Source organism: Nonomuraea roseoviolacea subsp. carminata, from assembly GCF_024172185.1.
Lineage (GTDB): Bacteria > Actinomycetota > Actinomycetes > Streptosporangiales > Streptosporangiaceae > Nonomuraea > Nonomuraea roseoviolacea.
In genome coordinates, this window is the sequence record NZ_JAMZEC010000001.1 from 1230072 (window position 1) to 1248014 (window position 17943).

At 73.5% G+C, this 17943-nt stretch carries 18 protein-coding genes; 6 read left to right on the top strand and 12 right to left on the bottom strand.

Going from position 1 to position 17943, the window contains the following annotated elements; all coding sequences use genetic code 11:
* Positions 1–64: 64 nt before the first annotated feature.
* Positions 65–1618, bottom strand: a complete 1554-nt coding sequence (locus tag HD595_RS05610) for a glycoside hydrolase family 3 N-terminal domain-containing protein (RefSeq protein ID WP_253766251.1) — start codon at positions 1616–1618, stop codon at positions 65–67.
* Between the two features lie 61 nt (positions 1619–1679).
* Positions 1680–2831, bottom strand: a complete 1152-nt coding sequence (locus HD595_RS05615) for an acetyl-CoA C-acetyltransferase (protein WP_253766253.1) — start codon at positions 2829–2831, stop codon at positions 1680–1682.
* Positions 2832–2920: 89 nt separating this feature from the next.
* Here HD595_RS05615 and HD595_RS05620 point away from each other — a divergent pair, with 89 nt between their 5' ends.
* Together HD595_RS05620 and HD595_RS05625 are read left to right on the top strand one after the other, a co-directional pair.
* On the top strand, positions 2921–3601 hold the full coding sequence (locus HD595_RS05620; protein ID WP_301309449.1) for a TetR/AcrR family transcriptional regulator: 681 nt from the start codon (positions 2921–2923) through the stop codon (positions 3599–3601).
* On the top strand, positions 3598–4302 hold the full coding sequence (locus HD595_RS05625) for a DNA alkylation repair protein (RefSeq protein WP_253766257.1): 705 nt from the start codon (positions 3598–3600) through the stop codon (positions 4300–4302). The genes HD595_RS05620 and HD595_RS05625 overlap by 4 nt, the downstream gene beginning before the upstream one ends.
* An 18-nt stretch (positions 4303–4320) precedes the next feature.
* Here the strand turns inward: HD595_RS05625 and HD595_RS05630 are convergent, their stop codons facing one another.
* Positions 4321–5160: a LysR family transcriptional regulator gene (locus HD595_RS05630; protein ID WP_253781066.1), complete on the bottom strand. Its 840-nt coding sequence runs from the start codon at positions 5158–5160 to the stop codon at positions 4321–4323.
* A gap of 104 nt (positions 5161–5264) precedes the next feature.
* Here HD595_RS05630 and metE point away from each other — a divergent pair, with 104 nt between their 5' ends.
* Complete coding sequence (gene metE, locus HD595_RS05635) at positions 5265–7445, top strand: 5-methyltetrahydropteroyltriglutamate--homocysteine S-methyltransferase (protein ID WP_253766259.1); 2181 nt, start codon at positions 5265–5267, stop codon at positions 7443–7445.
* Between the two features lie 6 nt (positions 7446–7451).
* Here the strand turns inward: metE and HD595_RS05640 are convergent, their stop codons facing one another.
* The 6 genes from HD595_RS05640 to HD595_RS05665 form a co-directional block, all read right to left on the bottom strand.
* Entirely contained in the window at positions 7452–8297 is an 846-nt protein-coding gene (locus HD595_RS05640; protein ID WP_253766261.1) for a phosphotransferase family protein, read from the bottom strand.
* A 64-nt stretch (positions 8298–8361) separates the two neighbouring features.
* Positions 8362–9279 carry a carbohydrate ABC transporter permease gene (locus HD595_RS05645; protein ID WP_253766264.1) on the bottom strand — a complete coding sequence of 306 codons (918 nt, stop codon included), beginning with the start codon at positions 9277–9279 and terminating at the stop codon, positions 8362–8364.
* Positions 9279–10193 (bottom strand): carbohydrate ABC transporter permease, encoded by a 915-nt coding sequence (locus HD595_RS05650; RefSeq protein WP_253766266.1) that lies wholly within the window; start codon positions 10191–10193, stop codon positions 9279–9281. The genes HD595_RS05645 and HD595_RS05650 overlap by 1 nt, the downstream gene beginning before the upstream one ends.
* Entirely contained in the window at positions 10193–11608 is a 1416-nt protein-coding gene (ngcE, locus tag HD595_RS05655) for an N-acetylglucosamine/diacetylchitobiose ABC transporter substrate-binding protein (protein WP_253766268.1), read from the bottom strand. Before ngcE ends, HD595_RS05650 begins: the two co-directional genes overlap by 1 nt.
* A gap of 19 nt (positions 11609–11627) precedes the next feature.
* The gene (locus HD595_RS05660; protein WP_253766270.1) at positions 11628–12362 is read right to left on the bottom strand and encodes a sugar isomerase domain-containing protein; all 735 of its coding nucleotides are present in this window, start codon (positions 12360–12362) and stop codon (positions 11628–11630) included.
* Positions 12363–13232: a MurR/RpiR family transcriptional regulator gene (locus HD595_RS05665; RefSeq protein WP_175594269.1), complete on the bottom strand. Its 870-nt coding sequence runs from the start codon at positions 13230–13232 to the stop codon at positions 12363–12365.
* Positions 13233–13311: 79 nt separating this feature from the next.
* On the opposite strand from HD595_RS05665, the gene HD595_RS05670 reads away from it, so the two are divergent.
* The gene (locus tag HD595_RS05670) at positions 13312–14256 is read left to right on the top strand and encodes an N-acetylglucosamine kinase (RefSeq protein ID WP_253766273.1); all 945 of its coding nucleotides are present in this window, start codon (positions 13312–13314) and stop codon (positions 14254–14256) included.
* On the opposite strand, the gene HD595_RS05675 is transcribed toward HD595_RS05670, so the two are convergent.
* From HD595_RS05675 to HD595_RS05685, 3 genes are all read right to left on the bottom strand, one after another.
* Positions 14257–15189, bottom strand: coding sequence for a hypothetical protein (locus tag HD595_RS05675; RefSeq protein WP_253766275.1), 933 nt, complete (start codon positions 15187–15189; stop codon positions 14257–14259). It lies immediately after the preceding gene.
* Complete coding sequence (locus HD595_RS05680; protein WP_253766277.1) at positions 15186–15716, bottom strand: RNA polymerase sigma factor; 531 nt, start codon at positions 15714–15716, stop codon at positions 15186–15188. Before HD595_RS05680 ends, HD595_RS05675 begins: the two co-directional genes overlap by 4 nt.
* Positions 15717–15802: 86 nt before the next feature.
* Positions 15803–16873 carry a thiolase C-terminal domain-containing protein gene (locus HD595_RS05685; protein ID WP_253766279.1) on the bottom strand — a complete coding sequence of 357 codons (1071 nt, stop codon included), beginning with the start codon at positions 16871–16873 and terminating at the stop codon, positions 15803–15805.
* Between the two features lie 217 nt (positions 16874–17090).
* On the opposite strand from HD595_RS05685, the gene HD595_RS05690 reads away from it, so the two are divergent.
* Positions 17091–17642, top strand: coding sequence for a LysR family transcriptional regulator (locus HD595_RS05690; RefSeq protein WP_253766281.1), 552 nt, complete (start codon positions 17091–17093; stop codon positions 17640–17642).
* Complete coding sequence (locus HD595_RS05695; protein WP_253766283.1) at positions 17642–17938, top strand: LysR substrate-binding domain-containing protein; 297 nt, start codon at positions 17642–17644, stop codon at positions 17936–17938. Before HD595_RS05690 ends, HD595_RS05695 begins: the two co-directional genes overlap by 1 nt.
* Positions 17939–17943: the final 5 nt, after the last annotated feature.

Below are 17943 nucleotides of genomic sequence, written 5' to 3' on the forward strand. Positions count from 1 at the left end.
CACCGTGAACGACCATGCCGAACGACCATGCCGTCAGAGCTCCCCGCCATGGACCTCTGTGGCGTCAGAGCCTACCGGTGATCACCTCGGCCGCGGCCTGGCCGCAGACCGGTGCCGAGCCGTAGGTGGCGATGTGGACGGCGCCGACGTCGGCGCGTAGGGGCAGGCCCATCTCGACCACCACGGTGTCGGGCCGGGCGCTGAGCAGGTGGCGCAGGGCCTGGGTCTGCCAGGGGTGGCGGTGCGCGTCGCGGACGGCCACGACCAGCGGCTGCCCGGCCGCCCCGCGCAGGAGCTCCTCCAGCGCCGGGCCCGTGGCGAGGGCGGCGGTGAGCCGGGTCACGGTGGTGCCGGGCAGCAGCCGGGACAGCGGCTCCCCCACGCCCCAGGGGGTGTTCCTGTCGATGGCCAGGTTCATCTCGGGGGCCAGCTCGATCACGACGGGCGCGGCGGTGAGCGGCAGCACGGGCTCGGCGGCCCTGCGGGTGACGCGGACGGCCCGGCGGGCGGCGGCGAGCCCGGCATGCCCACCGAGCCCGTGCCCGTCGAGCCCGTGCGCGTCGAGCCCGTGCCCGTCGAGCGCATGCACGTCGGGCGAGAGGGACGGCGGGGTGGTGGCGCTGCCCGAGGAGGCGGTCCAGGCGCCGAGCTCGCGGACCCTGCGAGCGGCGTCGGCCAGGCGCTCCTCGGGCAGCACGCCCGCGGTGACGGCGGCGGCGACGGCGTCGCGCACCTCGACGGCGGTCGCCTCGTCGGCGTGCTCGCCGCCGACGCAGATCGCGTCGGCGCCGGCCGCGATGGCGCGGGCCGCCGCGCCGCCGATCCCGTACGTGCCCGCGACGGCGGCCATCTCGATGCCGTCGGTGACGATCAGCCCGTCGAAGCCCAGCTCCTCCCGGAGGAGGCCGGTGAGGATCTTGGGGCTGAGGGTGGCCGGGAGCACGCCGTCGAACGACGGAACGAGCAGGTGCCCGGTCATGACGGCCTTGACCCCTTCGTCGATCACCTCGCGGAAGGGCCGCAGCGCGTCCTCGATCCCGTCGGCCGCCACGACGGGCACGCCGTGGTGGGAGTCGACCGAGGTGTCGCCGTGGCCGGGGAAGTGCTTGGCGCAGGCCGCCACGCCCGCCGACTGGATCCCGCGGACGAACGCCCGGGCGTGCCGGGCGACCAGCGCCGGGTCGGCGCCGAAGGACCGCAGCCCGATGACGGGGTTGTCCGGGTTGGAGTTGACGTCGGCGGACGGGGCGAAGTCGATGGTGATCCCGGCGGCGGCGAGCTGGGCGCCGAGGTCGCGGGCGAGCGTCTCGGTGAGGTCCACGTCGTCCACGACGCCGAGCGCGTAGCCGCCCGGCCGGCTGCTGCCGGTGCTCACCTCCAGCCGCGTCACCTCGCCCGACTCCTCGTCGACGCCGACGAGCACGGCGGGGTTCTCGGCGCGCAGGGCGGCCGTCAGCGCGGACACCTGCCCGGGGCCGGTGATGTTGCGGGAGAACAGCACCACGCCGCCGAGTCCCTCGCCCAGCCGGCGACGGAGCCAGTCGGGAGGGGTCGTCCCCTCGAATCCCGGCATGAGGACGGCGTCGGCCAGGCGTAGCAGGTGGGCGCTGTTGGGCATGCCTCGCAATCTAATAGGAAAGTTTCCTATTTGCTAGTGGCATTTCCGGCCGTGGGAGGCGTCAGAGCCGTTCCAGGATGGTGACGTTGGCCTGGCCCCCTCCCTCGCACATGGTCTGCAGGCCGTAGCGGCCGCCGGTCCGCTCCAGCTCGTGCAGCAGCTTGACGGCCAGCACGGCGCCGGTCGCGCCGAGCGGGTGGCCGAGCGCGATGGCGCCGCCGTTGGGGTTGACCCGGCCGGGGTCGGCGCCGGTCTCCTTCAGCCAGGCCAGCACGACCGAGGCGAACGCCTCGTTGATCTCCACCACGTCCATGTCGCCGATGGACATGCCGGTCTTGCGCAGCGCGTACGCGGTGGCGGGAATCGGCGCCGAGAGCATCACGACGGGGTCGGCGGCCCGTACGGACAGGTGGTGGACCCGGGCCCGCGGGGTCAGCCCGTGCTCCCGCACGGCCCGCTCCGAGGCGACGAGCAGGGCGGCGGCGCCGTCGGAGATCTGCGAGGCCAGCGCGGCGGTGAGCCGGCCGCCGTCCACGAGCGTCTTCAGCGCGGCCATCCGCTCGGGGCTCGTGTCGCGGCGCGGCCCCTCGTCGTCGGCGACGCCCTCGTACGGCGTGATCTCGCGGGCGAAGCGGCCCTCGTCGATCGCGGCGATCGCCCGCCGGTGGGAGGCGTAGGCGTACGCCTCCATGTCCTCGCGGGAGACGTCCCAGTCGGCGGCGATCCGCTCGGCCCCGGCGAACTGGGAGACCTCCCGGGTGCCGTACCGCTCGCTCCAGCCCTTGGAGCCGGAGAAGGGCGTCTCGTGGCCGAGCGGCACGCCCGCGTGCATGGCCGAGGAGATCGGGACCATGCTCATGTTCTGCACGCCACCCGCCACGACCAGGTCGGCGGTGCCGGACAGGACGGCCTGCGCGGCGAAGTGCAGCGCCTGCTGCGAGGAGCCGCACTGGCGGTCCACCGTGACGCCCGGCACCTCCTCGGGCAGTCCGGCGGCCAGCCAGCAGGTGCGGGCGACGTCGCCGGCCTGCGGCCCGATGGTGTCGACGCAGCCGAAGACCACGTCCTCGACGGCGGCCGGGTCGGCCCCGGTGCGCGTCATCAGTTCCTGCAGCACGTGGGCGCCGAGGTCGGCGGGGTGGGCGCGGGACAGGCCGCCGTTCCTGCGCCCGACCGGGGTCCTGACCGCGCCGACGATGTAGGCCTCGTTCATCACCCGATTGTAGCAATCGCTTGGTCGGGGCAGGAATGGCGGATGAGCAGGCACACTTCGGTGAACAAGCGATTGTCCCAGGGCCCATAATGGAGAGCGTGACAACGCGTAAGAGCTCCGGCTCCACCACGGCCGCCCCCGCCAAGCGCCAGCGCGCAGGTTCCTCGGGTCCGGCCTCGGAGCGCCGCGACCATCTGGTCAAGCTCGCCGCGGAGATCTTCGCACGCAAGGGCTTCCAGGCCACGACCGTACGCGAGATCGCCACAGAGGCGGGCATTCTCTCCGGAAGTCTCTATCACCACTTCGACTCCAAGGAGACGATCGTCGACGAGGTGCTGTCCACCTTCCTCGACGACCTCATCGCCCGCTACCGCGCCGCCCTGGAGTCCGGCTCCGACCCGCGCACGGTGCTGTCGGAGATGGTGCGCATCGGCTTCGGCACGCTGGAGCCGCACCGCGCCGCGATCACCGTCATGCAGAACGACTGGAACTACCTGCGCCAGTTCGAGCGGTTCAACTACCTCGTCAAGGCCGAGGACGAGGTCGAGCAGATGTGGGTGGCGCAGATCAAGGCCGGCCAGGCGGCCGGGCAGTTCCGCGCCGACGTCGACCCCAAGCTCACCTACCGCATGATCCGCGACACCATCTGGGTGGCCGTGCGCTGGTTCCGGCCCGGCGGCCGGCTCAACACGACCGGCCTGGCCGAGCACTACATCACGGTGCTCTTCGACGGCCTGGCCACCGGCGAGCGCACCACCCAGAAGGGATGAGCGCGCCCGAAACCACGCCCGAGGCCGTGCGCGACGCGGTGCGCGCGGCCCTGCGCGCGGCGGCCGAGCCCGCCAAGGCCCCGCTCATGCAGGCGTACATGAAGTCCTCGATGCCCTTCCTCGGCGTCCAGGCGGGGCCGCGCCGGGCCGCGCTCAAGCGGGTCTTCGCGGGCCACCGCATCGCCACCGCGCCCGAGTGGCGGCAGGCCGTGCTCGCGCTCTGGCGCGAGGCCGAGTACCGCGAGGAGCGCTACGCGGCGGTCGAGCTGACCGGCCACGCCCACTACCGCGCGTTCCAGACCCTCTACACGCTGCCGATGTACGAGGAGATGATCGTCAGCGGCGCCTGGTGGGACTTCGTGGACGAGCTGGCCACGCATCGCGTCGGCGGGCTGCTGGCCGCCTTCCCCGAGGCGATGCGGCCCCTGCTGCTGGAGTGGGCGCACGACGGCGACCTGTGGAAGCGGCGCACGGCCATCCTGTGCCAGAACCGGTTCAAGGAGCGCACCGACACCGCCCTGCTCTACGCCTGCATCGAGCCGAGCCTGTCCGACAACGACTTCTTCGCCCGCAAGGCGATCGGGTGGGCGCTGCGCGAGTACGCCAAGACCAACCCGGACGAGGTCGTGCGCTACGTGCGCGCCAAGGGCATCAGCGGGCTCAGCCGCCGCGAGGCGCTGAAGAACCTCCCCGTGGCCTGACCCCGCCGTCTCCGGCGGTCAGCGGGTCCAGAGGGCGTCCTGCACGGCCTGCACCAGGGCCATCAGCTCCGGCGTGACCCGTTCGCGCGACCAGGCCAGCCCGTAGGTGATCCGCAGGTCGCCGGCGGCCAGCGGCACGAACGTCACGTCGTCGCGGCGCACCGCCCGCACCAGGAGCTGCGGGGCCGGCAGCAGCCCCGCCCCGGCCGCGACCAGGTCGAGGGCCGCGGCGAAGTCGTCGCCCGGCGCCGCCCGGGTCCGGCCCGGCAGCCCCGGCCACGGCCGCCCGCCCGGCGCGAGCACCGTGCGGCCCGCCAGGTCCCGCGGCTCGACGCGCGGCCGGGCGGCGAGCGGATGCCCCACGGGCACCGCCAGATGGTCCACGGACACGTGGAAGCGGGCCCCGGTGACCAGGGGCGCGGGCGCGGGGACGACGAGGACCGCCGCCGACACCTCGCCCCGGACCAGCGCGGCCGACGCCTCGGCGCGGTCGGCGACGCGCAGCTCCACGCCGACGGGCGGGGTGCGCGCGGCCAGCCGCCTGGCGACCCGGGCGACGAGCGAGCCGACGAGCGGTGGATAAGCCAGATGAATGCTCGGCCGGGCCAGCCGGGAAGCCTCCGCCGAGAAGGCCGACGCGGTCTCCAGCACCTGCTCCGCGTACGGCAGCAGGGCCCTGCCCTCGGCCGTGAGCCGGACCGCCCGCGCGCTGCGCTCGAAGAGACGGAGGCCGGCCGACCGCTCCAGCCGGGTGATCGCCTGGCTCATGGCCGGCTGCGACATGCCGAGGTCGGCGGCGGCCCGCGAGAAGCTGAGCCGGTCCGCCACGCGGGCGAAGCACTGGATCTCCCGGAGCATAAGCGTCACGAATCCATGGTGCACCCACCGGGAAGGGGTGGGCACGATTCCCGGCATTGATCAAGCCGCGCGTCGATCGCGCCACGACCACTCAGGGAGCACACATGTCCACGCCGCCCGCCTTCCCGGCCTCCACCGTGCTGGGCTATCCCCGGATCGGCCCGCGCCGGGAGCTGAAGCGCGCCCTTGAGGCGTACTGGGACGGCCGCTCGACCCGCGAGGAACTGGACCGCGCCGGGGCCGAGCTGCGGGAGCGGACCTGGCTCCGGCTCGCCGAGCTGGGGCTTGAGGCGCTGCCGTCCAACACCTTCTCCCTCTATGACCACGTGCTGGACACGGCCGTGCTGCTGGGCGCGGTGCCGAAGAGGTACCTGGACGCCGAGGACCCCTACTTCGCCATGGCGCGCGGCACGGACGGCCTCGCGCCGCTGCGGATGACCAAGTGGTTCGACACGAACTACCACTACATCGTGCCCGAGGTCGGGCCGGACACGGCCTTCGCCCTCGACACCGCCAAGCCCCTCGGCGAGGTGCGGCAGGCGCGGGCGCTCGGCCTGGAGACGCGGCCCGTGGTGCTCGGACCGGTGACGTTCCTGCTGCTGTCGGAGCGCGGCGCGGCGGCGCTGGACCGGCTCGGCGACGTGCTGGACTGCTACGAGCGGCTGCTGGCGGAGCTGGCCGCCGAGGGCGTCGCCTGGGCGCAGCTCGACGAGCCCGCGCTGGTGACCGACCTCGGGCCGGCCGGGCTCGCCGCGGTCCGCGAGGCGTACGAGCGGCTCGGGGGCGCCGCCGCCCGGCCCGGCCTGCTCGTCGCCGCCCCCTACGGCGACCTCGGCGAGGCGCTGCCGGTGCTGGCCGCCACGCCCGTGGAGGCGATCGGCGTGGACCTGGTGCGCGGCGGCCTGGACGGGGTCGCGGCGCTGGCGGGCAAGACCGTGGTGGCGGGCGTGGTGTCCGGGCGCGACGTGTGGCGCACCGCGCCGGAGCGGGCCGCGCACGCGCTGCGCACGGTCCGCGCGCACGCCGCGCACGTGGTGGTCGGCACGTCGTGCTCGCTGCTGCACGTGCCGTACGACGTGGCGGCCGAGCCGGACCTCGACCCGGCGCTGCGGGCGCGGCTGGCCTTCGCCGAGCAGAAGGTCGCCGAGGTGGTGGAGCTGGCGCGCTCCTCCTGGGACGGACCGGAGCCGGCGGCGGCGTCGGTGCCGCTGGCCGCGCCCGTCCCGGCCGGGGAGCGGGCGCCGTACGGGGTGCGCGCCGCCGCCCAGGCCGAGCGGCTGGGGCTGCCGCCGCTGCCCGTCACCACGATCGGCTCGTTCCCGCAGACCGGCGAGCTGCGCGCCGCCCGCGCCGCCGTGGCCGCCGGGACGCTGCCGGAGCAGGAGTACGACCGGCTGGTGGAGGCGGAGATCGAGCGGGCCGTCCGCGTCCAGGAGCGGCTCGGCCTCGACGTGCTCGTCCACGGCGAGCCCGAGCGCAACGACATGGTGCAGTACTTCGCCGAGCACCTGGACGGCTTCGCGGTCACCCGCGAGGGCTGGGTCCAGTCGTACGGTTCCCGCTGCACGCGTCCGCCGATCCTGCACGGCGACGTCTCGCGGCCCGGGCCGATCACCGTGCGCTGGGCCCGGCACGCCCAGTCGCTGACGGACCGCCCGGTCAAGGGCATGCTCACGGGGCCGGTCACGATCGTCGCCTGGTCGTTCGTCCGGGACGACCTGCCGCTGCGCGACGTGGTGTTCCAGGTGGCGGAGGCGATCCGGGAGGAGGTGACCGACCTGGAGGCGGCCGGGGTGCCGGTGATCCAGGTGGACGAGCCGGCGCTGCGCGAGCTGCTGCCGCTGCGCCGCGCCTCCCGGGCGGAGTACCTGGAGTGGTCCGTCGCCGCGTACCGGCGGGCCACCTCGGGCGCGGGCCCGGCCACCCAGATCCACACGCACCTGTGCTACTCGGACGCCGACCAGATCCTGGCCGCGATCGACGGCCTGGACGCCGACGTCACCACCGTCGAGTCGGCCCGCTCGGGCGGGCGGATCCTGGGGGCGGTCGGCGGGTTCGGGCGCGGGCTCGGTCCGGGGGTGTACGACATCCACTCGCCGCGGGTGCCGGGCGGCGAGGAGGTCGAGCGGCTGCTGCGCGAGGCGCTGAAGGCGCTGCCGGCCGGGCGGCTGTGGGTGAACCCGGACTGCGGGCTGAAGACCCGTACGTACGAGCAGGTCGAGGCGGCGCTGGCCAACGTGGTGGCGGCCACGCGCCGCCTGCGCGAGGAGCTGGCCCTCAGCTGAAGGCGCTCAGCTGAACGTGCGGACCAGGTTGGCCAGGGCGGCGTCCGCGTAGTGCCGGGGGCCCGTGCTCAGGCCGTAGGCCAGGTCCTCGATGAGGGCGCACCGGGCGTAGAAGCGCACCCGCGCCCGGTCGTCCTCGCCGAGGCCGCCGTCGTAGTGCGCGGCGGCGGCCTCGAACACCTCGGGGCCGAAGTCGCGGTAGACGCGGGCGAAGTCGTGGGCCGGGTCGGTGAACGCCGCGTCGGTCCAGTCGAGGACGCCCGTCAGCAGGCCGGTCTCCGGGTCGGCCAGCAGGTGCTCGGCGCCGAGGTCGTTGTGGCAGAAGCGCAGCGCGCCGGTGTCGGCGGGCACCGGGGCGCGCAGGAACGCCTCGACCAGCGGGCGCTGCTCCTCCGGCACGTGCTCCTCGACGTCTCGGTAGTCCTGGCCGGCGTCCTGGAGCAGCGTCGGCGCGGGGTAGAGGTCGGGCGGCGCCAGCTCGCGCAGCCCGTCGGCGGGGGCGGCGTGCAGGGCGCTGAGGAACGCGCCCAGCGGCTCGGCCAGCCGCATCGGGTCGGGCACCGGGTGCAGGTTGACCGGCCGGCCGGGCAGCTTGCGGTAGGCGATGACGGCGGCCTCCGGGTCGCTGAAGACCACCTCGGGCACCGGCAGCGGGGAGATGGCGCGCACGGCGGCGAGCAGCGCGGTCTCGCGCCGGGTCTCGTCGCCGTCGGCGACCCTCGCGCCCCGGACGATCAGCTCGCCGTCGACCTCGTACACGACGTTGTCCAGGCCCTCGCCGAGCCGGACGATGGAGTGGATCTCGTGGCCGGGCAGATGGCGGGCCAGCAGCGCGCGGATGTCGGCGATCACACTGCGCAGCCTAGGCCCGCCGGGCCCGCCGTGCGAGGGCCCATGCCCGTCCGCGATCAGCCCGTCACTTCAGCGCCCCCGCGGTCAGCCCCGCCTGGATCTGCCGCTGGAAGATCGTGTAGACGACCAGCATGGGCAGGATGGCCAGGGTCAGGGCGGCGAACAGCGCCGACCAGTCCTGGTCGTAGCCGGCCGCGGTGGAGATGTCGGCGATGCCCTGGGTGAGCACCCACTTGTCGCGCTCCTGGAGCAGCACCAGCGGGAGCTGGTACTGGTTCCACTGGCCGAGCACGTTGAAGATGGTGACGCTCACGATGCCGGGGCGGGCCATCGGCAGCATGATCTGGAAGAACACGCGGGTGTGCGAGGCGCCGTCCACCATGGCCGCCTCGCCGACCGCCGTGGGCAGGGTGCGGAAGAAGGCCGCGAGGAAGAACACGGTGAACGGCATCGAGTACGCGATGTAGACCAGCACCAGCCCGGCGTGGGTGTTGAGCCCGATGAACGGCCCGAGGACCGGCACGTTGCCCATGTTCTGCACCACGAAGAACAGCGGGGTCAGCGCCAGGTACACCGGGAAGGCCAGGCCGGAGACGAACAGCAGGTAGAAGGCCCGGTTGCCGCGGAAGGGGTAGCGGGCCAGCACGTACGCGGCCATGGAGCCGAGCAGCATGGTGCCGATCGTGCCGAACGACACGACGATGACGCTGTTGAGCGTGTACTGCCCGATGTGCGCCTGCTCCCAGGCGCGGGCGAAGTTGTCCCAGTGCAGGGTGGCGGGCAGCGACCAGGCGTCGCCGAAGATCTCGTCCTCGCTCTTCACCGAGGCGAGGAACGTCCACAGGATCGGCACCACGACCAGCACGGTCCACACCAGCAGCGCCATGTGCGAGAGCACGCCCAGCGGGCCGAGGCGCCGCCTGCGGACCCGCCGCGCCTCCCCCCGCGAGGTCGCGACCGTCCCCGAGGTCATCGTTGTCATCAGTACTCGATTCGTTCGCGCCTCGACAGGCGCAGCGAGATGATCGCGAAGCCGACGGTGAAGAAGAACATCATGACGCCGAGCGCGGAGGCGTAGCCGAAGCGGAAGTACGAGAACGCGTTGCGGTAGATCTCGGCCGCCATCACGGTCGTCGAGAAGTCCGGGCCGCCGTGCTGGTCGGTCATGACCCACACGATCGCGAACACGTCGAGCGCCAGGATGCCGAGGTACACCCACGCCACCTGCACGGTGTCCCACAGCAGCGGCAGCGTGATGCGGAAGAACAGGCTGCCCCGCCCGGCCCCGTCGATCTGCGCCGCCTCGAACATGTCGCGCGGGATCGAGGCGAGGCCGGCGGAGAAGAGCACCACGTAGAACCCGACGGCCTGCCAGACCATGACGCCGAGGACCGACCAGAAGGCGATGTCCGGGTCGGACAGGAACCCGATGGGCTTGACCCCGAGCGCCATGAGCGGCCCGTTGAGCATGCCGCTGCCGTCGGGCCGGAACACCTGCTGGAACAGCACCGCGACCACCGCCACGGCCAGCACCTGCGGGAAGAAGAAGATCACCCGGTAGAGCTTCGACCCGCTGATCCCCTGCAGGCCGCCGGTGCCGCCGCCCACGTTGAGCAGGAAGGCGAAGAACAGCGCGATGACGATCGTCAGCAGCGGCAGCAGCACGAGCAGCGCCGCGTTGTGCCGCACCGCCTGCCAGAAGATCCCGTCGGAGAACAGCCTGGAGAAGTTCTCGAACCCGACGAACCGCGGCGCGGCGGTCACCCCGCGCCAGTCGGTCATCGCGATGTAGAAGGCCTGGATGTACGGCGAGATGACGTACACCAGGTAGAGCGTCACCGGGGCCGCGAGGAACGCGGTGATGAACAGCCCGCGCCGGTAGCGCTGGAACAGCATCAGCGCTTGAACTTCTTGATCGAGGAGTCGCCCTTGATCTCGTCGGCCTTCTTCTGCAGCCGCTCCAGGTACTTGTCGGGCGTGAGGCCGCCGGTCATCAGCTCGCCGGTGGCGGCGATGGCCTCGTCCTTGAGCTGGGCGTACCAGGTCTGCCAGCGGTAGGTGACGGTGTTGGCGCCCGCGGCGGTGACGGCCTTGGACGCGCTGGCCGCGCCCGGGGAGAGCTGCCGGCCCTCGCCCGCGCCCTTGACGACCGAGACGGTGCGGACCAGCTCGCTGAAGTCGCCGGCCGCCTTCTTCGACAGCATGGCGCGCAGGTACTCCATGCCGCCCTGGGGGTTGGCGCCCTTGGCCGGGACGATGAAGTTCTCGCCGGGCGAGGTGTGCAGGGTGCCGTACGGCATCTTGTCGGAGCCGGTGAAGTCGGGCAGCGGGAACATGCCGTACTCGAAGTCGGCGGGCGTGGTGGTCTTCTGCTCGTTCTCCAGCCACGACCCGGCGGGCAGCATGGCCACCTTGTACTTGTTCTGCGCGGTCTGGGTCTGGACGTGGTCGAGGCCGGCGGTGCCCTCCATGAGGTACTTCGCGCCGATCTCGGCCCAGGCGGCGGCCGACTGCTTCATCGGCTCGCTGGTCCAGGCGCCGTCCTCCAGGTTGTCGATGTTGACCAGCACCTCCGGCCCGCCGATCTTGGCGGCCAGGGTCAGCAGCGGCTCGTACAGGTACTGGGGGAACTTGCCGGCGTAGGTGAACGGCGCCATCTTGCCGGACTTCTTGATCGTCTCGCAGAGCTTGAGGAACTCGTCCCAGGTCTTCGGCGGCTGCCAGCCGTTGTCGCGGAAGGCCTTCTGGGAGTACCAGATGCCGAAGATGTAGTTGACGTAGCCGAGCACGCTGAACGTGCCGTCGTAGGTGCCGATCTCGATGACGGCCGGGTCGAGCAGGTCGCGCACCTTGACGTTGGGGTCGTCCCAGCTCGGCGCGTCGAGCAGCGGGGTGAGGTCGTGGAGCTGGCCGTCCTGGGCGAGCGCGCCGAAGTCCATGGCGTTGGCGCCGGAGTTGTCGATGACGTCCGGCGGGTTGCCGCCGGCGAAGCGCGGCTGCAGGACCTTGGTGATCTCCTTGGTGGACTCGATCTTGATCTGCGCCTGCGGGTACTTGGTCTTGAACAGCGGCTGGTGGATGTCCTTGGCGTAGGCGGTGCCGAAGCCGCCGTCGAAGATCCAGACCTCCAGCGGCTTGTCGGCGGCCACGCCGAAGGGGTTGGCGGCGCTGGTGGCCACCGGAGCGGCCGAGGACGAGGCCGGCGCCTTGGACGCCGGGGTGGCGCAGGCGGCGAGCGCGCCGGCCACGGGGACCAGCGCGGCGCCCCGGAGGAGCTGGCGCCGGGTGATGTTCTGGGGGGTGTCGGTCATGATGGTGCTCTCCTGACTTTCAGGCTCCGCGTCTGATGCGCCCCGCGTAGCGGCTCTCCAGGGCCTTGTTGTGCTCGTCGCCGCCGGTCACGTTGACCGACAGGTAGATGGGCGGCGTCTCGCCGAGGGCCGCCAGGCGCTCCACCGCCTCGGTGACGACCATCTGCGCGAGCAGCGCCGAGGTGATCGTGGAGACGGCGCCGTACGCGCCGCCGCCGGGCAGGTCGAGGACGGCGTCCCCGTACGGGGAGCCGTTGTCGAGGACGACGTCGGCCAGGTCCAGCAGCCGGCGGCCGGACGGGTGGCGCGAGGTCATCCGGGTGCTGTGCTCGACCGAGGTGATCGCGATCAGCGGGTGGCCGCGCTCCTTGACGATCGTGGCCAGCTCCACCACCGTGCCGTTGACGCCGGAGCTGGAGACGAGCACGAACACGTCGTGCGGGTCCACCGGGGCGAGGTCGTAGATCCGCCGGGCGACCGCGGGGTCGCGCTCCAGCTCGGGGGTCAGCACGCCGGGCGGCTCCCCGCCGTACAGGACGAGGTCGCGCGGCGAGAGCCGGTTGCTGGGCACCAGCCCGCCGGCGCGACCGGCGATCTCCATGGCGATCGCCTCGGAGTGCCCGGACCCGAAGGCGTTCACCACCCCGCCGGCCCGCAGCGCCTCGACGATCAGCCCCGCCGCCCGGTTCACGGGCTCCGCCTGGCTCTCGGCGACCCGGTGCGCGAGCTCCAGGGCCTTGGTCGCGTACGTCATTCAGCCTCTCTCCACCCGGTGGCTCTCCACGGCGCTGATCGTGCGCTCGAACGCCTCGTTGGTGCGCTCGTAGGTGCGCTGGGCGACCGCCACGTACACGGCGTCCAGCACGAACAGCTGCGAGTGGACGGCGGCCAGCCCGCCGAGCCGGAACGTGGTCTCCCGGCTGGCCGTCGTGAGCACCAGGTCGGCCAGCTCGGCCAGCGGCGAGCGGGCGAAGGAGGTGACCGCGACCGTCGTGGCGCCGTGGCTGCCGGCCTCGGCCAGCGCCTCCATCACCTCGCGGGTGCGCCCCCGGTGACTGATGCCGATCGCGACGTCGCCCGCGCCGAGCAGCGCGGCGTCGGACAGCGCGACGTGCGCGTCGCCCGCGCTCCAGCACGGCAGACCGATGCGGCGCAGCCGCCCTTCCAGCATCGTGGCGACGTTGCCGCTGGTGGAGACGCCGACCAGCAGCACGCGTCGGGCGGCCACGACGGCGTCGGCCACGCGGGCGACCGTCTCGGAGTCGAGCTGGGCGGCGGTGTCCTGGATGAGCCGGGCGTCGGCGGCGGCCATGACCTCGATGGCGGAGTCGAGCGGGTCGTCCGGGCCGATCTCGTGGCCCACGCCCGCGCCCCACCCGGCCTGCGCGGCCCGGCCGGTCTCGGTGGCCAGCGCCACCCGCAGCTCGGCGTAGCCGGAGAAGCCGAACGCGCGGCAGAAGCGCGTCACCGTGGCGGGCGAGCTGCCCGCCCGCTCGGCGAGCGCGATGATGGTCGAGCGCGCGGCCTCGGCGGGATCGCCGAGGATCACCTCGCCGACCCGGCGCAACGCCTCCGGCAAACCGGGTAGTTCTGTTTCGACGCGCCCGAGCGCTCCTGAAGTCACGAATATTCCTTCCGAATACCCGGTCTTCTGGCGAAAATTATTCTTGCTAGCTGGTCGAGTCAACCCCCAGAATCGGACCGTGACGAAGTCGTTCGTGATCGGGGTCGACGCCGGCGCCACCTCCACCCGGGTGGCGGTCCACGCGCTGGACGGCTCGCGCGCCGGCTACGCCCGGGCCGGGGCCGGCAACCCGAGCGCCCACGGCCTCGGCAAGGCGGTCGCGGCGATCGGCGCGGCCCTGGCCGAGGCGCTCGACGGCATCGACCCGTCCCGGGTGGTGGCCTCCCTGGCCGGCGTGGCCGGGCAGGTCGAGGAGCTGCCCGGCGAGCTGGCCAAGGTCTGGGCCGAGCACGGCGTCGCCGCCGGGCCCCGGGTCACGGGCGACGTGGTGATCGCGTACGTGGCGGGCACGCCGGAGCCGTCCGGCTCGCTGCTGCTGTCGGGCACCGGCGCGGTGGCCGCCCGCGTCACGGACCACGAACTGGAGGCCATCGCCGACGGGCTCGGCTGGCTGCTGGGCGACGCGGGCTCCGGCTTCTGGATCGGCCGCGCCGCCGCCAAGGCCGTGGTCGCGGCGCTCGACCGCGGCACCCGCGAGGGAGCGCTGGTCGAGCTGGTCCTGGACGACTTCCTCGGCGGATGGCGGGGCGCGACGACCCGCGCCGACGCCGACCGGATCGTGCGGCTCGCCCAGGCCGACCACATGCGGCTCGCGGCGCTGGCGGCGCCGGTGAGCCGGGCCGCCGCGGCGGGCGACCCGATGGCCGTGGAGATCGTCCGCGAGGCGGCCGGCCACCTGGCGGCCACGGTCGGGCGGGTCCACGTGTCCGGGCCGACCGTGCTGGCCGGGAGCGTGCTCACCAGCGACGGCCCCGTCCGTCAGGCGGTGGGCGCGCTGCTGGCGGGCCGGGAGGTGGCGACGGCGGGCGACGGGGCCGGGGCGGCGGCCTGGCTGGCGGCCCGCGAGCTGATGCCGCCGGAGCGGGCGCGCGAGCTGCACCCGGTCTTCACCGCCGCCCGCTGATCACTCGCTCGTGTCCTCCGGGGGCTTGGGGCCGCCGTAGAGCGGGTTGTTGGCGACCCGCTTCTCGGACACCAGGAGGCGCACGACACCCGGCTGGTCCGCCACAGCCTCCCAGACGGTCCAGTCGTCGCCCACCGGGTCCGACTGCCTCTGGGGGTTCATGCCGTAACCGTTGCCGTCCGCGTTGGGCTCGATGATCTCGAAGACCGCCTTGAGGCCGCGCCGGTGGACCTCCGCCAGGACCTCGCGCACCGGCCGCTCGTCCACGCGGACCCCGGCCAGCATCTCCCCCTTGCGGGTGGCCACGGTGAACGACTGGTAGTGCTCCCCCGGTCGGGCCGGACGGCCCAGGCTGAGCTGGACCTTGCCGGTCAAGTCCTTGCCCACCTGGATGGTGAGCGCGCAGTCCTCGTGGCCGAGCGTGCAGCCGGCGGGCTCCAGGTCACCACTGACGCCGACGACGTCGCCGGGGGCGGGCGGCTTGGCGTCGCGCATGCCGACCTTGACGAGCCTGCCCACGGAGCCGGGGGCGACCGGCACCAGCGTGAGCTCCACGTCCAGCCCCACCGCCCGGAACCCCTCGGTGTAGAGGGCGTGGTCGGCGAGCGGGTCGCGGATCCGGGCGATCCACTGGTCGCCCTCCCGCCGGACCTCGATGGCCGAGTTGGCGTAGGAGGTCGCCGGACCCGAGCCGTCCTCCAGGAAGCTGGGCCCGAGCACGACCGCGCCGGCGAGCGCGGCCGTCGCCAGAGCCCCGGCGAGCAGGCGGCGGGTGCGGCGCCTGCGCGGGTTCCCCGGCGCGGGCACCGCGTGCGGGATCTCGTCCGGGTCCACGGCCGTGACGGAGGCCAGCAGCGCCCGCGCCCCCGCGCCGGACGCCCGGCCCGCCAGCTCGTCGTCACGGACGCGGGCGAGGTCGGTCAGCTCGTTCATACGGTCTCCACTGCTGCGAAGCGATGGGCGCACACGCCCGCGCCGGTCAGAGCCTTGGCGAAGCGCTTGCGCGCGCGATAGAGGCGGATGCGCACGGCGTTGCGGGAGCAGTCCAGGACCTTGGCGATCTGGCCCGCGTCGAGCCCTTCCCAGGCGACCAGCGACAGGAGCTCCCTGTCGCTGTCGGGCAGCTCCTTGAACGCCCGGGCGATCGCGCTCAGCTCGACGCCGCCCTCGGGCGAGTGGGCGTAGGCGTCGGCCACGTCGACGTCGAGCGCGACCAGGCGCCACCGGGCCGCGCCGCGGCGATGGTTGGCCAGGACGTTGCGGGCCACGCCGTACAGCCACAGCCGGACCTCGTCGCCGCGCGGCAGCGCGTCGGCGCGGCGCCAGGCGATGGCGAACGTCTCGGACACCACGTCGGCGGCGTCCTCCGGCGAGTCGCAGCGGCGCACCGCGTATCCGAGGATCTGCTCGTACGTCTGCTCATAAACGGCCTCGAACCGGATCCTCCGGTCGTCATCCACGGGCGGTCCCCATGGTCGGCCTCCTGTGTCAGGGGATGATGGAACACCCCTTCATGTCGGAAGACGTCCGAGCATTTCAGGATTTTTCATGAGGTGAGGATCGCGGCGCTTCCGTAGCTGCCGCCGAAGCCCGTGACCAGCGCCGCCTCGCGGCCCGCGCGCAGCTCCCGCACGGCCTGCGCCACGTTGTTGAGGCCGTGCACATACCCCTCCGACAGCAGGCCGCCGTGCGGGTTGACCCACGCGTGGCGGCGCTCCAGCAGGTACGCCCCGAGGTCGGCCCGCTCCACCAGCCCGAAGTCCTCCAGTTGCCGGGGGACCAGCCACGAGTACGCGTCGTAGGGAAGGGCCGCGTCCACGTCCGAGGGGCGCATGCCCGACGCCTCCCACAGGATGGGCGCCACGTACGCCGAGAAGACCTCCGTGACGTCGGGGGCCCGGTCCATCGCCGAGCAGCCGGGCCCGCCGCCGCGCACCACGGCCCGCACGCGCGGACCGCCGAGCACGCCGCTGACCAGCAGCGCGCACGCGCCGTCGGCCTCCTGGCAGCAGTCGGCGGTGCGCAGCGGCGTGCAGACGTACGGCCTGGCCAGGTAGTCGCCGAGCTCCATCGGCCCCCGGCGCAGCGCCCGGGGGTTGGCCTTGGCGTTGGCGCGCGACTGGGCGACGACCGCGTGCAGGTGCTCCTCGGTGAGGCCGGTGTCGTACAGGTAGCGGGTGGCGGCCAGGGCGAACAGCGGGATCGGCCCGGCCATGCCGTAGGTGAAGCGCTCCTGCGGGCCGGTGGAGACGGTGTTCATGCGCCGCCCGGAGCGGCCGTTGAGCGCCCGGTAGACGAGGACGTTGCGGGCCAGCCCGGCGTGGATGAGCAGCGCGGCGTCGCCGAGGATGGAGGCGGCCTGCGTGCCGCCCCCGGCGATGTCGTTGTGCCAGCCGAGGCGCTCGATCCGGAGCGCGCGGGCCACCTGGACGACGGGCACGGAGTCGTTCATGTGGTAGCTGAGGACGGCGTCCACCTCGGCGGGGACCAGGCCGGCGTCGGCGCAGGCGGCGCGGCACGCCTCGATCGCCTGGTCCAGCACGGTGCGGCCGGACTCGCGGGTCAGGGCGGTCATCCCGATCCCGGCCACGGCCGCGCGCCCGGCGAACGGCTGCATGGGCGTCCTCCCCTGGCCGGGCGCACGGGTGGGCCGGCTGCGGTCGCGGTCGCCCGCCGGGACGGGGCGCGATCCGTCCCGGCGGGCGACGTCTGCGGTGCTCGCCGTCACGCTAACGCGCCGCCGTTCTGTAGACAAGCGCTTGCTCGGCAATCTCCGGCTGTAATACGGGAAGGTGATCAAGCGATACCCGATCCCCATCACCAAGAGGTGAGCGATGGATCTACGGCACGTACGGCACGCGATCGCGATCGCCCGCGCGGGCAGCCTCCGGCGGGCCTCCGCGGTGCTCCAGGTCCCCCAGCCGACCCTGTCGGAGCAGTTGCGCGCCCTGGAGAAGGAGATCGGGGTCGAGCTGTTCACGCGCTCGCCCAGCGGCGTGCGGCTGACCGAGGCGGGCGAGGCGTTCCTGGCGCAGGCGACGGTCGCGGTGGACGCCTTCGAGCGTGCCGTCGGCGCCGCCCGGGGCAAGGGGCGCGCGATCCGGCTCGGCGTGGCCGACGGCCTCGGCGACGTCGTGGCGCGCATGCTGGCCCGCGTCGAGGGGACCAGGCTGCGGGTGGCGCCGATGAGCACGGCCGAGCAGCTCGTCTCCATCGCCGACGGCACCCTCCAGGCCGGCCTCGGATACGCCCCGGGCTCGCTGCCGCGGGGCGTCGCCCGCATGACGGTGCGCCGCTGCCGAGTGCGCGCCCTGCTGCCCCGCGGGCACGAGCTGGCCGCGCGCGACCCCCTCTCCCTGACCGACCTCGCCGCGCTCCCCTGGTGATGCCCGACTCCGACGCGGTCGCCGGGGCCCGCCGCTTCCTGGAGGGGTTCGTCCGGATGGGCTTACACCCAAGGCTCGGCCCGTCGGCGGCCGGGCACGACGCGGTGGTCGCCATGGTCGAGGCGGGCGCCGGATACTCGTTGAGCGTTCGCGAGGAGGTCGCGGTGCCGGAGGGCCTGGTGTTCGTGCCGCTGGCGGAGGACGTGCCGCCGATCGAGGTGGTCTTCCTGTGGAACCGCCAGGCCGAGGTGGACGACCTGGCGCACGCGGCGCGGCACCTCGCCCGTACTGGATAGCGCTA

What these genes read in the sequence shown, in the direction of transcription:
- HD595_RS05610 (WP_253766251.1), bottom strand. Translation starts at nt 1,618, where the DNA reads ATGCCCAACAGCGCCCACCTGCTACGCCTGGCCGACGCCGTCCTCATG.
- HD595_RS05615 (WP_253766253.1), bottom strand. Translation starts at nt 2,831, where the DNA reads ATGAACGAGGCCTACATCGTCGGCGCGGTCAGGACCCCGGTCGGGCGC.
- HD595_RS05620 (WP_301309449.1), top strand. Translation starts at nt 2,921, where the DNA reads ATGGAGAGCGTGACAACGCGTAAGAGCTCCGGCTCCACCACGGCCGCC.
- HD595_RS05625 (WP_253766257.1), top strand. Translation starts at nt 3,598, where the DNA reads ATGAGCGCGCCCGAAACCACGCCCGAGGCCGTGCGCGACGCGGTGCGC.
- HD595_RS05630 (WP_253781066.1), bottom strand. Translation starts at nt 5,160, where the DNA reads ATGCTCCGGGAGATCCAGTGCTTCGCCCGCGTGGCGGACCGGCTCAGC.
- metE (WP_253766259.1), top strand. Translation starts at nt 5,265, where the DNA reads ATGTCCACGCCGCCCGCCTTCCCGGCCTCCACCGTGCTGGGCTATCCC.
- HD595_RS05645 (WP_253766264.1), bottom strand. Translation starts at nt 9,279, where the DNA reads ATGACAACGATGACCTCGGGGACGGTCGCGACCTCGCGGGGGGAGGCG.
- HD595_RS05650 (WP_253766266.1), bottom strand. Translation starts at nt 10,193, where the DNA reads ATGCTGTTCCAGCGCTACCGGCGCGGGCTGTTCATCACCGCGTTCCTC.
- ngcE (WP_253766268.1), bottom strand. Translation starts at nt 11,608, where the DNA reads ATGACCGACACCCCCCAGAACATCACCCGGCGCCAGCTCCTCCGGGGC.
- HD595_RS05660 (WP_253766270.1), bottom strand. Translation starts at nt 12,362, where the DNA reads ATGACGTACGCGACCAAGGCCCTGGAGCTCGCGCACCGGGTCGCCGAG.
- HD595_RS05675 (WP_253766275.1), bottom strand. Translation starts at nt 15,189, where the DNA reads ATGAACGAGCTGACCGACCTCGCCCGCGTCCGTGACGACGAGCTGGCG.
- HD595_RS05685 (WP_253766279.1), bottom strand. Translation starts at nt 16,873, where the DNA reads ATGCAGCCGTTCGCCGGGCGCGCGGCCGTGGCCGGGATCGGGATGACC.
- HD595_RS05690 (WP_253766281.1), top strand. Translation starts at nt 17,091, where the DNA reads ATGGATCTACGGCACGTACGGCACGCGATCGCGATCGCCCGCGCGGGC.
- HD595_RS05695 (WP_253766283.1), top strand. Translation starts at nt 17,642, where the DNA reads ATGCCCGACTCCGACGCGGTCGCCGGGGCCCGCCGCTTCCTGGAGGGG.